Origin of the sequence: Komagataeibacter rhaeticus, from assembly GCF_011611525.1 — a bacterium.
GTDB classification, from domain to species: domain Bacteria; phylum Pseudomonadota; class Alphaproteobacteria; order Acetobacterales; family Acetobacteraceae; genus Komagataeibacter; species Komagataeibacter rhaeticus.
In genome coordinates this window covers 2,339,334-2,353,551 of the sequence record NZ_CP050139.1, presented here as the reverse complement: position 1 = coordinate 2,353,551, position 14,218 = coordinate 2,339,334, and the positions used below count along the sequence as shown (strand labels likewise).

Annotated in this window: 12 protein-coding genes; 8 read left to right on the top strand and 4 right to left on the bottom strand. The window is 68.6% G+C overall.

Features of this window, described 5'->3' with window-relative positions:
* Positions 1-56 precede the first annotated feature (56 nt).
* Genes GWK63_RS10730 through GWK63_RS10715 form a run of 4 tightly spaced genes read right to left on the bottom strand, consistent with a single transcriptional unit; the run spans position 57 to position 2,762 of the window.
* Positions 57-740 carry a YdcF family protein gene (locus GWK63_RS10730; RefSeq protein ID WP_039999676.1) on the bottom strand — a complete coding sequence of 228 codons (684 nt, stop codon included), beginning with the start codon at positions 738-740 and terminating at the stop codon, positions 57-59.
* Positions 719-1,654: an FtsX-like permease family protein gene (locus tag GWK63_RS10725; RefSeq protein WP_007399723.1), complete on the bottom strand. Its 936-nt coding sequence runs from the start codon at positions 1,652-1,654 to the stop codon at positions 719-721. The genes GWK63_RS10730 and GWK63_RS10725 overlap by 22 nt, the downstream gene beginning before the upstream one ends.
* A complete protein-coding gene (locus tag GWK63_RS10720) occupies positions 1,654-2,328 on the bottom strand; it encodes a cell division ATP-binding protein FtsE (protein ID WP_007399724.1) in 675 nt (224 codons plus the stop codon). The genes GWK63_RS10725 and GWK63_RS10720 overlap by 1 nt, the downstream gene beginning before the upstream one ends.
* Positions 2,329-2,360: 32 nt before the next feature.
* Complete coding sequence (locus tag GWK63_RS10715; protein WP_034933056.1) at positions 2,361-2,762, bottom strand: hypothetical protein; 402 nt, start codon at positions 2,760-2,762, stop codon at positions 2,361-2,363.
* 128 nt (positions 2,763-2,890) lie between these two features.
* Between GWK63_RS10715 and GWK63_RS10710 the strand changes: the two genes are divergently transcribed.
* From GWK63_RS10710 to GWK63_RS10675, 8 genes are all read left to right on the top strand, one after another.
* Positions 2,891-3,478 (top strand): chemotaxis protein CheW, encoded by a 588-nt coding sequence (locus GWK63_RS10710; protein WP_223846516.1) that lies wholly within the window; start codon positions 2,891-2,893, stop codon positions 3,476-3,478.
* The gene (locus GWK63_RS10705) at positions 3,478-4,866 is read left to right on the top strand and encodes a CheR family methyltransferase (RefSeq protein ID WP_007399727.1); all 1,389 of its coding nucleotides are present in this window, start codon (positions 3,478-3,480) and stop codon (positions 4,864-4,866) included. The genes GWK63_RS10710 and GWK63_RS10705 overlap by 1 nt, the downstream gene beginning before the upstream one ends.
* Entirely contained in the window at positions 4,863-5,396 is a 534-nt protein-coding gene (locus GWK63_RS10700) for a chemotaxis protein CheW (protein WP_007399728.1), read from the top strand. Before GWK63_RS10705 ends, GWK63_RS10700 begins: the two co-directional genes overlap by 4 nt.
* A gap of 6 nt (positions 5,397-5,402) precedes the next feature.
* A complete protein-coding gene (locus GWK63_RS10695) occupies positions 5,403-7,085 on the top strand; it encodes a methyl-accepting chemotaxis protein (RefSeq protein WP_034933052.1) in 1,683 nt (560 codons plus the stop codon).
* A gap of 10 nt (positions 7,086-7,095) precedes the next feature.
* Positions 7,096-9,204, top strand: coding sequence for a hybrid sensor histidine kinase/response regulator (locus GWK63_RS10690; RefSeq protein WP_007399730.1), 2,109 nt, complete (start codon positions 7,096-7,098; stop codon positions 9,202-9,204).
* A gap of 65 nt (positions 9,205-9,269) precedes the next feature.
* Complete coding sequence (locus GWK63_RS10685) at positions 9,270-10,286, top strand: chemotaxis protein CheB (protein ID WP_237701110.1); 1,017 nt, start codon at positions 9,270-9,272, stop codon at positions 10,284-10,286.
* Between the two features lie 9 nt (positions 10,287-10,295).
* On the top strand, positions 10,296-12,155 hold the full coding sequence (locus tag GWK63_RS10680) for a response regulator (RefSeq protein ID WP_112210070.1): 1,860 nt from the start codon (positions 10,296-10,298) through the stop codon (positions 12,153-12,155).
* A gap of 38 nt (positions 12,156-12,193) precedes the next feature.
* Positions 12,194-14,143, top strand: coding sequence for a response regulator (locus GWK63_RS10675; protein ID WP_112210068.1), 1,950 nt, complete (start codon positions 12,194-12,196; stop codon positions 14,141-14,143).
* The last annotated feature ends 75 nt before the right edge of the window (positions 14,144-14,218 follow it).

Here is a 14,218-nt window from a genome sequence, read left to right as displayed (position 1 = left end):
GCATGGGGTTTCCTAACACCAGAAAAGCCACGGTGCTACAGGCCACGACCGATGCCTCAGCCCATGCCGCCGGTGGCGTCGGGCCGGGTATCGGTGTGGCTGACCAGCCCGTGCAGCGGGCGGGTCAGCCGCACCACATCCAGACAGGCCAGAAGCCATTTGTCATATTCCACCACCATCAGCCGCATCGTGGCGGGATGGAACGGGTGGGCCAGCGCGGGCGAACGGATGGGATCACCATACAGCCGCACGCCGGGCACCGTGCGCGAAATCTCCAGCATGGCGCGACGGATGTGGTAGCCCGCCGTGACCACGATCAGGCTGTGCAGGCCATATTCACGCACCCATGCCGCCGTTTCGTCCGCGTTGCCCAGCGTGGAGGTGGCGCGGGAACCCAGCGTGGTATGGGTCCATGCCGCCAGTGGCACCGGTGGGGGCAGGTGGCGCAGGAAATCGCCGCGCGTGGCATGCGGGTCCACCCCGGAAATAAGCAGGCGCCCGGCGCGGCCTTGCACCAGAAGGCGCACGGATTCCTCAATCCGTCCCTGTCCCCCCGTCAGCGCCACGATGCCATCGGCGCGCGGCGGCAGCACGGGCGGGCGCATCGCGTCGTGAACGAACCAGGCAAGTCCCGCCGTCCAGGCCAGTGCCGCCCCCGCCACGCAGGTGGCCAGCATGGCGCGGCGTCGCGGTGCACCGTCGTGCGGCGGGGCGTGTGTCATGGCAGGCGGCGCAGCCATGCCCGCACGGTCAGCTGCGTGGTGGTCCAGCCTGCAAGTCCCGCCACCGGGGGCAGGGCCACCAGCATCCATAACAGCGCGTGCGGCAGCATGGCCGCCCAGGCCTGCGGGTCGCGCCAGTCCATGGCGGGTGCATCACCCGTGGTGCCGAAGGGGGCGGCCAGCCAGGACAGCACGCCCAGCATGGGCAGTGCCAGCACGCTGCCCGCCAGCCCCCCGCCCAGCGCCAGCAGCCCCACGCGGGTGGCAAAACGGCCGGAGATGTAGCTGTCGGTCGCACCCAGTGAATGGATCAGGGCGATGGCCTGCCGCCGGGTCAGCAGTCCCGCGCGGGTGGCGGCCATCACCACGCACACCGCCACCGTTGTCACGACCAGCACCGCCAGCAGCGCGCAGGCCTGCAGGCTGCCCGCCAGGGCCGCCAGCCGGTCGCTCCATACGCTGTCATGCTCCATCATCACACCCGGCGCGCGGGCCTGCAGGCTGGCCATGAGGGTGGCGGGCAGGGCCTGCCCCGCCACGGTGCGCAGCTCGATCACGGCGGGCAGGGGCAGGGCGGGGTCGCCGGTCTGTTCGATCCAGGGGGCCAGCAGGGCACGCAGCTCGTCCTCGCCCAGCCGGTGGGACGCCGCAACGGCCGGCGTCGCGGACAGCACGGCCTGCACCGCGGCGATGCGGCTGGAGGCGGGGGTGGCCGTACCGTCAGCGCTGGCCGCATCATCGGGCCGTGGCACCTGTACGGTCGTGACGGCACCCGCGCCGTGGGTCCAGCGCTGCGACAGGCCATGGGCGGCCAGCCCGCCCGCCAGCGCCAGTGCGGCCAGGAACGCCATGGCCGCGACAAGGAAGGGCAGGAACTGCCCCGGCAGGGCCTGACGCAGGGCCAGCCCGTCATGATAGCGCTGTCGTGCCATTAGCCGTTATAGTCCCGCACCATGTGGCCATGCGCCAGTTCAATGGCCTGTGCCGGATATCTGCGCACGATGGCATCATTATGGGTTGCCACCACGATGGTGGTGCCCATTTCCGCCAGGCGGTGGAACATGGTGATCAGGCGCGCGGCCTGGCGTTCATCCAGCGCGTTGGTCGGCTCGTCGGCCACCAGCAGGTCGGGGCGGTAGATCACCGCGCGTGCAATGGCCACGCGCTGCTGCTCACCGCCCGAAAGCTGGGGTGGCAGCGCATCCAGCCGGTTTTCCAGCCCCACCCATTTCATGATGGCATGGACCTCGTGCCGGATTTCCGCTTCCGCCCGGTGCTGCAGCCGCAGCGGCAGGGCCACGTTGTCGAACACGTTCATGTCCGGCAGCAGCCGGAAATCCTGCCGCACCGCCCCGATGCGCCGGCGCAGGCGCGCAAGGGCCGCGCGCCGGGCATGCATGACCGGCATGCCCAGTATCTCGACCATGCCCGACGTGGCCTGGACCTCCAGCGACAGGATGGACAGCAGCGAGGACTTGCCCGCCCCCGATGGACCGAGCAGCCAGCGGAATTCGCCCTGCGCCACCTCTGCGCTGACATGCGAAAGGGCCGCCCCGCCCGTGCGGCTGTCGGCATAGGTGTAACTGACGTCATGCAGGCGGAACATGCGGGTTGCTCCCCGGCCTTTCTGCGGGCGGCCTACATGGTACGCGCGGCAATGGTGGACAGCGTGGCGCACAGGGCCGCCGCCGCCATGAGCAGCAGCCCGTCGAACACAAGCGAGGAGGGGGTGAGCAGATGCGACCCCATTTCCACATGGTCGGGAATGGAATGCGCCACATGGGCGATCATGTCGCGTGTCTGCGGGTCATTGCCGGCCACGCCGTTGGCGATGCCGATGATGTGGGGCAGCGCGCTCCAGCCAATGCCCAGGATCAGCACAAGTGGCGCCACCAGTTCGGATACCTGCTGCACCAGATAGAACAGGAAGTAGAACACCGCCCATACCCCCACGCGCAGGATGCGGGGCATGTTCAGGCCACCCCTGCCGGCGGGTGACGATGCGCGATCGGGCGCGTGGTTGGAAAAGGGACTGTCCATCAAAACAAGACTCCGGCCATGGGGCAGCTTCCCCGGATTGTAGGAAATGCATTCCAGACCGAGGTAGCGATGGCTTGTATTAAATGCAAACTTCTGCCTTGTGGATATGACAAACAGCAGGTTGCGCCATGCCGATGGATCACGCCACGCCACAGCCGGACAGGGGATGCAGGCCAGCCCGCGGGGGCATGCCGCCGCTTGTCGTCTTCCGTGTGGGCACCCGGCGCTATGGCCTGCCCGCGGGGCTGGCGGTGCGCGAATGCATGCCGGTGCCCGAACTGTTGCCGCTGGCGGTGGAAATGCCCCATATATCGGGCTGTTTCCGGCTGGGTGCGGCCATGGTGGGGGTGCTTGACATGGGGGTGCTGCTGGGCGTGCGCGCGCAGGCGGTGCGGGCGCCGGCCGACCTGCTGCACCGCGCGCTGCTGCTGTGCAACCTGCCCGGGGGCGGTGGCGTGGGACTGGTGGTGGACGCGGCGGAGGATGTGATCCGGCCCGACGGCGGCATGCGGGCGGTGGTTGACGGCAGGCTGGAGGCGGCAGAGGGTGCTGGGCGGGAACTGGAACTGGCGGATGGGAACATTGCCTTCATGCTGCGCATGACCGACATCGTGAATGACGGGGAACGGGTCCGGCTGGACAGTCTTGTGGCCCGGACCCGCCGGCGCGAGGCCCTGTGGGCCGGTGATGAAGACGCGGCCCCGGACGCCCGGTGATGAGTACGCCCCCCGCCTTCCCCCCCGCAGGGCTGCGCAAGCTGCTGGGCACGATAACCCGGCGCACCGGCCTGCACTACTATACCGACAAGACGGACCTGCTGGAGGACATGGTGGGGGCCCGCATGCGCCTGCATGGCTGCCGGACCTGCCATGACTACCTTGCCATGCTGGCCGATGGCGCGCGGGGGGACGCGGAATGGCGGGAACTGGAATCCATCCTGACCATAGGGGAGACCTTCTTCTTCCGCTATGCCGAGCAGTTCGCGGCACTGGAACATACCATCCTGCCCGCCCTGGTCCGCCGCGCGCGGGTGACGCGCCACCTGCGGATATGGAGCATCGGCTGCTCCAACGGGGCGGAACCCTATTCCATCGCCATCCTGCTTGCGCGCCTGCTGGCGGACGCCGGGCTGGAGACACAGGCATGGCATGTCGAGATCCTGGGCACCGACATCAGCACCCGCGCGCTTGAGCAGGCCCGCCAGGCCGAATTCAGCGCCTGGACCCTGCGCGATATCGATGCCGCCCGGCGCGCGGCATGGTTCGTGCCCGTCACCCCGCGCCTGTGGCGGCTGCACGAGCGCTACCGGCGCATGGTCACCTTCCGCTACAGCAACGTGCTGGACATGCTGCGCCCCGATGGCGGCCCCGCAGGCCCGTTTGACCTGATCCTGTGCCGTAACGTCCTGATCTATTTCGCCCAGGCACAGGCTACCGCCCTGGTCCACGCCATGGCGGCCCGCCTTGCCCCGCAGGGCTGGCTGCTGCTGGGGCATTCGGAGCCGGTAACCGATTTCACGCCCTGGCTTGATACCGTGCGCCTGCCCGGCACGCTGGCGTTCCGCGCGCCCGTGCCGGATGCGGGCAGGGCTGCCGTCCCCTCCCGCCTCTCCGCTGTCCGCCGCCCGCCCGCGCGCATGGACACGCCCCCGTGCCTTGTCGTGGATGACAGTGTGGCGGTTGATTCTGTCCCGGTTGCCAACGCCATCCGCCGTACGGCCGATGACGGCCATGTGACGCGGGCCATGCAGATGTGCCGGGACCATCTTGCCCGCCATCCGGTTGATGCGCGCATCCACTTCCTGTTCGCGGTGCTGGCATGGGGCGAGGGCTGTCTCGCGCAGGCGGAGGAATCGTTCCGCCGGGTCATATATCTGTGCCGGGACCATGTCATGGCGCGCTGCTACCTGGCACGCCTGCTGGAGGATGCGGGCGCGCGGGCGGAAGCGCGGCGCATCCGCCAGCAGATGGTGGCGCTGGTCCGGCGCTGCGCGCCAGAGGCGGTACTGCCCGAGGGCGACGGGCTGACGGCGGGCGGCCTGCTGCGCCTGATAAGCCATATGGATGACGCCCGGCCGCCCAGCCGGGCCAGGGTCCCCTCATGACAGGGGAGCGTGCGGCGGCGGATGCGCGGGACGCCTTTGCCCGGCGCGTGCTGCATGAGCGCGCGCGCGCTCTGGCCAGCCGGGCGCCCGCGGGCCGGCAGGCGGTACCACGCCGCCCGCTGATCATGGTGGATGTGGCCGACCAGCCCTGTGGGGTGGACCTGCATGCCGTGCTGCGCGTGACCGACCCGGTCTGGAACGACATGCCGCGCCGGCCCGACTGCCCGCCCGGCGTGCAGGGGGTGCATGGCTATCAGGGCGACCTGTACACCGTGTTCGACCTGTCGGTGCTGCTGGGAGGGGGGCGGCTGGAAAAACCGGGGGTCATGCTGCTGCTGCGCTCGGTTTCCAGCATTCCGCTGGGGCGCATAGCCCTGCTGGCCACGTCGGCCGCGGGTACGGTGGAAATTACCGGCACGCCCATAGCGCTTACCCCATCGGGCCTGCCGCAGGCCAGCCTGCCCGATGGCCGCCGCCTGACCGTAATCGATCCTGCCCGCCTGTTCTCTTCCCGTTATGTCGGAGTGTGAAGTCCCGTGACAATCGCCAATCGCCTGCTGTTCGGTTTCATGGTCGGGGTGCTGCTGCTGGTGTCGCTGGGCATCTATGCGCTGGGGCAGATCCGCGAAGTACGGGACGAGATGACCATCATCGTCACCCGTGACCTGTCGGTCTATCGTGAACTGACGCATATCCGCGCGAACGAGAATGACCTCGTGGCCCGCCGCCTGGCCATCCTTGCGCATTATTACGCGCATGATTTCGAAGGCGCGCCCGCCATGCTGGAAGATGCCATTGCCAGCTGGAACGAAAAGGCGCGTGAGGCCGATGGCCTGCTGGCTGGCGTGCTGTCGCGCGCGGAGGAAGCCGGCCGCCTTGCCCGCAGCGATGACCAGCGCGAGATGTTCAACACGGTGGCCAGCCAGCTGCGCGACATTTCCGGCCAGTTCCAGATGGACACCCACGGCGCGGGCCTGCTGTTCCAGGCCATCCGCGCGGGCAGTGACCCCAGCGTGCGCGAACAGGCCTCGCGCATAGACAGCCGTGAACAGTCGATCGACCTGCTGGTGGGGCGCGCGGCCTCGCTGCTGGACCATGGCGTGCAGGTGGCCGAAACGCAGGGGGCGGCGTCGTATGACTACAGCCGCCGTTCGCTGGCCATCGGCATGGGGCTGGCGGTGGTGGTGGCGCTGATCGTAACCTTCTGGACCCGGCGGTCGATCATGGAGCCGATCTCGTCCATCATGCATGTGATGGAGCGCGTGGGGCAGGGCGACCTTGCCACCCGCGCCAAGGTGGGTGGCATGGGCGAGGAACGTGACGAGGTGGCCCGCCTTGCCGCAGGGCTTAACCGCATGATCGACGGCCTGCGCGAGATCGCGCGCCAGAGCGGGGAGGTGACGCAGAACCTGGACGCCGCCGTGGCCGAAATCCGTGCCTCCACCCAGCAGCAGGCCGCAAGTGTGGAGGAACAGTTCGCCGCGGTCCAGGAAACGGCGGCCACGGTGGATGAGATCACCCATTCCGGCGCCCAGATCAGCAAGCGCGCGCGTGAGGTCATCTCCTCCGCCGAGGTGATCGTCCACAGCTCGGCCAGCGGGCTGGAAGCGGTGGAGGAAACCGCGCGCGCCATGGCCTATACCCATGACGGCGCGGAAGCCGTGGCGTCGAACATCGTCGCCCTGTCCGAACGGACCGAGGCGATCAGCGAGATCATCGCCGCGGTCAATGACCTGTCGGAGCGTTCGCACCTGCTTGCACTCAATGCCGCGATCGAGGCGGCGGCGGCGGGCGAGCATGGCCGGTCCTTCGCCGTGGTCGCGGCCGAGATGAAGATCCTGGCCGACCAGTCGCGCGATGCGACCCAGAACGTGCGCGCCATACTGGGTGACATCCAGCGCGGCATCAACACTTCGGTCATGCTGACGGAAGAGGCGGTCAAGCGCGTTTCCGCGGGCAAGGAACGGACCGACATCGCCTACCGCACCATCGAGCGCATGACCGGCGGCATAGAGGAAGGGGTGAATGCCTTCCAGCAGATCGTGGCCTCGACCAACCAGCAGCAGATCGGCATCGAACAGGTCATGACCGCGCTGCAGAGCATCCGTCAGGCCAGCCAGCAGACATCGGCGGGAACCCGCAACCTGGAAGTCTCGGCCAGCAACCTTGGCAAGCTGTCCAAGCAGCTGCTGACCATCTCCGCGCGCTACCGGACCTGACGGCGGCGTTGTGGAGAACCTGCGCGAAGAACTTCTGGCGGTATTCGATGCGGAATACCGTGACCACCTGCGTGCCATCCGCGCCATCGTGGCGCAGGGCGGCCCGGACGGGCAGGGGCTGGCGGAAATCTTCCGCCGTATCCATTCGCTCAAGGGGGCGGCGCGCGCGGTGGAACTGCCGGTGGTGGAAGGGGTGGCCCATGCGCTGGAAAACCGCCTGTCCACCCTGCTGGCCACGCACGCCACGGCGGGGGAGGCTGACTGCCGCGCCATAACCGACACGCTGGACGAGATCGACCTGCTCATGGCCTCTGCGGCCACGGACGGGCATGCGCCGGAAACCCCTGCCGCCCCGGCCGAAAACCCGGCCTATGTGCAGGTGCCCGTGGCCCGGCTGGATGCGCTGGCCACGGCGGTGCATGATCTTCTGTCGGTGGCTGACCGGCAGGAACGGCTGTGGGCGCAGGTCATGGACCTGCTGGCGGATTCGCGCGCGGTGATGCACGCCCCCGAACGCATGCGCGCCGACCCGGTGGCCGAATTCGCGCGCATGACCCGCAGGCTCATGGCGGTGGGGCGCGAGCGTGAACTCATGGCGGGCCAGATTGATCGTGCCCTGCTGCGGCTGGGGGAGGAAGTGCATGCCGTAACCCTGGTCCCTGCGGGCAGCGTGTTCGGCTCCCTTGCCGCCATGGCGCGCAGCATCGCGCGTGAGCATGGCGGGCCGGAAGGGGGGGTGGACGTGCATATGCACGGCATGGATGTCCAGACCGAGCGGCGCGTGATGCAGGCGCTGCGCGACCCGGTGCTGCACCTTGTGCGCAACGCCATCGTGCATGGGCACGAGACCCGTGCCCGGCGGCTGAAGGCTGGCAAGTCCGAACGGCTCAACATCACCATTGCCGTCACCCTGACCGGCGTGCGGCTGCAGGTTGCGGTCAGTGATGACGGGCGCGGGCCGGACCTGCGCGCCATCGCGGCCCGGGCGGCGGGGCAGGGGCTGGTGCATGCCGATGCGCCGCTTGATGCCCGCCAGCTTCTGGCGCGCGTGTTCGAGCCGGGTTTTTCCACGCGCGGGCAGGCCGATACCCTGGCCGGGCGCGGGGTTGGCCTGTCGGTGGTGGCCGAAGCCGCGCGCGCGCTGCACGGCACCGTGCGCATGGAGCAGCGCCAGCCCGCGGGCACCACCGTGACCCTGACCGTGCCCGTCTCCCAGCGCCAGCGCACCGTGCTGCTGGTGGAAAACGCGGGCCAGACCATTGGCCTGCCCGGCCGTGTGATCCGCCACTTGCTGCGTGTGCGGCGTGACGAGATCCGCCAGCTCAACAACATGCCCTTTGCCGTGGTGCCCCACCCGCCCGATGGCGCGCGCGCCGCCCCGCGCCCGGCGGAACGCGGGGAAGAAGAACTGGTGCCCCTTGTGCCCCTGCGGGCCTTCGTGGGGGAGGAGGATGCGCCACTGCCCGTACGCGATGGCGCGGTAAGCGTGGCGGTAATGGAAGTGGGTGGCGTGCGCTGCGGCTTCGCGGTGGAGCGCATGCTGGACGTGCGCACGCTGCTGGTGTCCGACGCCACGGCGGTGGGGCTGGACAGCGAACTGGTGCCCGGCATCGCCTGGCCACGGGAAGACCAGCCGGTGTTCATCATCAGCCCCGACCGGCTGTTCGCGCGCTGGCGCCTGCGCGGCGCGGGGGGCGGTGTGCGCTTCAGTGACGGGGAAGGCCCGACACCGGTGGCCGCCCAGCGCCATGCCCCGCTGGTGATGGTGGTCGATGACTCGATCACGACCCGGACATTGCAGAAAACGATCCTCCAGTCCCATGGTTATGATGTGTGCCTGGCGGTGGACGGGGAGGAGGCGCTGGGGCTGCTCCAGCAGTCCTCGCGGCATGTGGATGTGGTGGTGACCGATGTTGAAATGCCGCGCATGGACGGGCTGGCGCTGCTGGCCGCGATGCGGGCGGACCCGCATCTGGCCGCCATTCCCGTTGTGCTCATGACATCACGCGATGATGGGGAGGACGTGCGCCGGGGCATGGAAGGCGGGGCGCGCGCCTACCTGACCAAGCAGAAATTCGACCAGGGGGAACTGATCGACACCATAAGGGGCCTGCTGTGAACGCGCCCCCCGCCCCGCGCCGTGTGCTGATCGTCGAGGATTCCGCCGTGCTGCGTCATCTGCTCATGCGCGTGGTGGCGGGCGATCCGCGGCTTGAACTGCTGGAGGCGGTGGAAACGGCGGAGGAGGCGCTGCGCCTTGTGCCCCGCCTGCGGCCCGATGTGATCTCGATGGATATCTGCCTGCCCGGCATGGACGGGCTGGAGGCCACGCGGCAGATCATGGCGCATTTTCCCACCCCCATCGTGATCGTCAGCGATACGCTGGGCGGGCAGTCCACCCATGTCTCCATGAACGCGCTGCGCTCGGGTGCGCTTTCGGTCATGGAAAAGCCGCAGGGCCTGTCGGGGGCGGCGGGTGCCGCCATGGCACAGGGCATTGCCACCCAGCTTTACATCATGAGCCAGGTGCCGGTGATCCGCCGCCGCCTGATGGAGGCCGAGCCCTTCCGCCACAAGGGCATGTGGGCGCGCCCGTTGGCCATCCATCCGCGCATTCTCGCCATGGCGGCATCCACCGGCGGTCCCACCGCCTTTGCCCGCGTGCTGGGGGACCTGCCGGCGGATTTCGGGCTGCCGGTGGTGCTGGTGCAGCATATGGGGGCGGCCTTCATGGAAGGCTTTGCCCAGTGGCTGGACCAGCAGGTGACGCTGCCGGTGGTGCTGGCGCGGCATGGCATGATGCTGGAGCGTGGCCGCGTGCTGGTGGCGCCGGGCAACCAGCACATGACGGTCGGCACGCGCGGCGAGGTCGTGCTGCATGACGGCCCCCCCGTGCAGGGGCAGCGGCCATCGGCGGATGTGCTGTTTTCCTCCATCGCACGGGTCTTTGGCGGTGACGGGCTGGGCGTGCTGCTGACCGGCATGGGCGAGGACGGGGTCGAGGGGCTGGGCCGCATCCGCGCGTGCGGCGGCTACACGATCGTGGAGGACCGCAGCACCGCCGTCATTCACGGCATGCCCGGCGCCGCCGAACGCGCGGGTGCGGCCTGCATAAGCCTGCCGGTGCATGAAATCGCCCCGCATATTCTCCGGATCATGGCCGGCAGCCCGATCCCGACCGAAGGACCATCCCAGCCATGAGCCAGCCCCATGCCACCTGCTGAGCACGAGGACCATCCCGACACCCTGCTGCTGGTCGAGGATTCCGATACACAGGCCCTGCGCATCCGCCGCATGCTCGAAGGCCACGGCTTTCACGTCCATCGCGTGGCCAGTGGCGAGGAAGCGCTGGATACGCTGGATGCCCGCCTGCCGGGGCTGGTGATTGCCGACTACCACCTGCCGGGCATGAACGGGGGCCAGCTTGCCCGCCAGCTGCGCATGAACGCGGTCACGCGCACGATCCCGGTGCTGATCCTGACGGAGGGGATCGAGCCCGGGCTGGAGCGCGAGGGTCTGGAAAGCGGGGCGGACGCCTATATTCCCAAATCGTCCGACCCGGCGCTGATTGTCCTGCGCATCCGCGCATTGCTGCGTGAACACGCGGCGCATGCGCCCCCGCTCCTGCCCGAGCGCATGTTCCGCCGCGCGCGCATCATGGTCATCGCCCCGGCCTCGCCCCGCCAGCAGGCGGTGCCCGAACTGATCGGGCAGCTGCGGCGTGACGGGCACATCGTCACCCTGTGCCCCGATCCGGCCCAGCTGGACCCCACGCTGCTGCATGATCCCGAGCATGTGCCCGACTGCGTGGTGATTGACCTGGCGTGCCGGGAATTCGACGGGCTGGAGGTCTGCCGCGTGCTGGATGAATGGCGGCAGGCGGATCTGCTGTCGGGCAACGTGCCGCTGCGCCTGCTGGGGGTGGATGGCGCGCCACGGGCCGATGCCCGCGAATTCGCCGCGCGCATGTTCGAGGCGGGGATCGATGATCTCGTCTCCCGCGATGTGGGGCCTGCGGCGCTGGCGCTGCGCATCCGCGTGCTGGTGCGGCGCAAGCTGCTTCAGGATGACGTACGCCGCATCGAGGTCGAGCGCCAGGCGCGTGAGATCGCGGTCAAGAGCGCGCGCGCCGAAGCCGCGGCCATCGCCTCGAAGGCCTCCCTGGCCGAAGCGCTGGAACAGGCCAACCGCGAACTGGCCGATGCCAACCGCAAGCTGATCGAAACCCAGGGCAAGCTGGTGCAGACCGCCAAGATGGCCTCGCTGGGTGAACTGGTGGCGGGCATCGCGCATGAGATCAACAACCCGCTGGCCTTCATCCTGGCGCACAAGGATACGGTGGCGCGCGGCCTTGCGCAGGTGATGGACATGGAGGCCGCCTGCACCGACCCCGACCATGCGGCGCGCGAGGCGGTGCTGACCAAGTGCCGTGACCGCGTGGGGTCGATGAACATGGGGCTGCGGCGCATCCAGAACCTTGTGCTCAACCTGCGCAAGTTCTCGCGGCTGGATGAAGGGCTGTTCCAGCTGATCGATGTGCCCGAGGCGCTGGAGACGGTCATGGCGCTGCTGACGCAGAAGCTGGGCAGCGGCATCGTGGTCCGGCGGCAGTACGAGGCCCCCGACCGGCTGTACTGCCAGGCGGCGCTGCTCAATCAGGTCATCATGAATATTATCATCAATGCGGCTGATGCAATTCTTGCCGCCCAGCCTGATGATATGTCTGGTCGGGGCGGGATCGCGGAAGGGGAGATCAGTATCCACACATTCCTTGCGCATAATGCGGGCGGGCAGGACACCTACGTCTTTGTCATAACCGATACCGGTCCCGGCATCGCCCCCGCTGTGCAGGAGCGCATATTCGAACCGTTCTTCACCACCAAGCCCGTGGGGGCCGGCACCGGGCTGGGGCTGGCCATTGCCTATAGCGTGGTGCAGGCGCATCACGGCAGCCTGCAGGTGGGCAACGCCCCTGGCGGGGGCGCCCGCTTTACCATTTCCGTACCCTGGAATGCCGGGGCGGGGGCCGAAGGCCAGCCCGCGCCGCCGCCATCGGGGTCCATGCGCTGAGCATGCCACAGACCGCCGCGCAGGGAGTTTGCCGCGTGATGACTACAGACCCCGCAACACAGTCGCGCCCCGTCGTGCTGCTGGTGGATGACGAGGCCGAAATCCTTGTCGCCCTGACCGACCTGCTGGAAGATACCTTTACCGTCCTGTCCACCACATCCCCCACCGAGGCGCTGGACATCCTGGCCGCGCGCAACGATGTGGACGTGATCGTATCCGACCAGCGCATGCCCGAGATGGGGGGCGACGTGATGCTGGCCCGCGCGCGCGCGCACAGCGACGCGCAGGCCATCCTGCTGACCGGCTATGCCGATATCGGCGCGGTGGCGGCGGCGCTCAACCAGGGGCGGATCTCGTTCTATTCCCATAAGCCATGGGACCCTGACGCCCTGCGCGCCATGATCGTGCAGGCGGCGGATTACCACCGGCTGGAGCGCGAACTGCGCACCGAGCGCATGCTGCTCCATGGCCTGCTGGACAACCTGCGCTCGGGCCTTGGCTTCAAGGACGCGCAGGGCCGCTTCATCCGCATCAACCAGCAGGCGGCGGATTTCTATGGCCGTGACATCGCATCCTGCCTGGGCCGGACGGAGGAGGAACTGTGCGATGCCGACCTGCTGCCCGTGATCCGGGCGGCCCAGGGGCGCCTGCAGGCCGAAGGGCGCGATGAGGAAACCGTGGAAATGCCCGCCCACACCCGCGGCAGCGCACAGGGGCGGTGGCGCGAGATCACCCGCGTGGTACTGGGCGCGCTGGGTGATGGTTCGGCCTGTTCGGTCGTGATCAACCGCGACATCACCCGCCAGCAGGAAATGGCCGCCCGCCTGCGCCAGGCGGAAAAGATGCAGGCGCTGGGCACGCTGGCGGGCGGGATCGCGCATGATTTCAACAACCTGCTGACCGCCGTGCTTGGCTCGCTTGAACTGGTGCGCGACATGGGGGACGAAAGTGGCCCTGTGACGCGCCTGCTGGACAATGCTTCCGCCGCCGCCCAGCGCGGGGCCTCGCTTACGCGCAGGCTGCTCAATTTCAGCCGGCCGCGGGATCTCAGCCTGGAGCCGGTGGATGTGAACGCCCTGCTGCACGGCATGAAGGATCTGCTGGCGCAGACCGTTGTCTCGCGCCAGGGCAAGGGCGGGACGCCGTGTACGATCGTGGTGGATACCGCGACATCGGACGGTACGCTGCCGCCGGTCTGTACCGATGCGGGGCAACTGGAGCTTGCGGTGCTCAACCTGTGCATCAATGCGGTGGATGCCATGCCTGATGGCGGGGTGATCCGGGTTTCCACGGCGCTCAAGCGGGTAAAGGAAATCATTGCCGGCACCAATCTCGTGCCCGGTGAATATGTGATGGTATCGGTCACCGACCAGGGGGTCGGCATGTCGGCCGAGACACTGGCGCGCGTGTTCGAGCCGTTTTTCACCACCAAGGATGTGGGCCACGGCACCGGCCTGGGCCTGTCCATGATCTATGGCTTCATCCGCCATGTGGGGGGGGAGGTACAGGTACGCAGCCAGCCGGGCGAGGGTACGCGCGTTGACCTGTGCCTGCCGGTGCAGGCTGCGGCACCGGATGCCGCCCCCCCGGCCACGGCCCCCGTGGCCGCAAGAAAGGGGGCGGGCGGACGCACGCTGCATGTGATGGTGGTGGATGACGCACCGGGCGTGCGGGCGGTGACGGTGGGCTTCCTGCGCGCGCGCGGTCATGATGTGGTGGAATACGCCAGTGGTGCGGACGCGGTGCGGGCGATGGAGCAGGGGCTGGGGCCGATCGATCTTGTGATCATGGATGTGATGATGCCGGGCATGGGCGGGCTGGAGACGGTGCATCACCTGCAGGCCCTGCGGCCCGGGCTGCGTGTGCTCTACCTGACCGGCTATGCCAATGCGGGCGCGCTGCCGGCCGGCAGCGCCAATGTCATGCACAAGCCGTTCACGCGCGCGGATCTTGCAGCCCATATCGACCGGATCATGAACCGCGCGTAACCGGGCGCGCAATGGTGGGGGCATCGTATGGGGCGTGCCCCCTTGTTCTGGCGGCAGAAGGTTTTATCTCTATCA

Bases quoted from the DNA above. Each gene is read 5' to 3' on its own strand.
- GWK63_RS10730 (WP_039999676.1), bottom strand. From the start codon at position 740: ATGGCTGCGCCGCCTGCCATGACACACGCCCCGCCGCACGACGGTGCA.
- GWK63_RS10725 (WP_007399723.1), bottom strand. From the start codon at position 1,654: ATGGCACGACAGCGCTATCATGACGGGCTGGCCCTGCGTCAGGCCCTG.
- GWK63_RS10720 (WP_007399724.1), bottom strand. From the start codon at position 2,328: ATGTTCCGCCTGCATGACGTCAGTTACACCTATGCCGACAGCCGCACG.
- GWK63_RS10715 (WP_034933056.1), bottom strand. From the start codon at position 2,762: ATGGACAGTCCCTTTTCCAACCACGCGCCCGATCGCGCATCGTCACCC.
- GWK63_RS10710 (WP_223846516.1), top strand. From the start codon at position 2,891: ATGCCGATGGATCACGCCACGCCACAGCCGGACAGGGGATGCAGGCCA.
- GWK63_RS10705 (WP_007399727.1), top strand. From the start codon at position 3,478: ATGAGTACGCCCCCCGCCTTCCCCCCCGCAGGGCTGCGCAAGCTGCTG.
- GWK63_RS10700 (WP_007399728.1), top strand. From the start codon at position 4,863: ATGACAGGGGAGCGTGCGGCGGCGGATGCGCGGGACGCCTTTGCCCGG.
- GWK63_RS10685 (WP_237701110.1), top strand. From the start codon at position 9,270: ATGCGCGTGGTGGCGGGCGATCCGCGGCTTGAACTGCTGGAGGCGGTG.
- GWK63_RS10680 (WP_112210070.1), top strand. From the start codon at position 10,296: ATGCCACCTGCTGAGCACGAGGACCATCCCGACACCCTGCTGCTGGTC.
- GWK63_RS10675 (WP_112210068.1), top strand. From the start codon at position 12,194: ATGACTACAGACCCCGCAACACAGTCGCGCCCCGTCGTGCTGCTGGTG.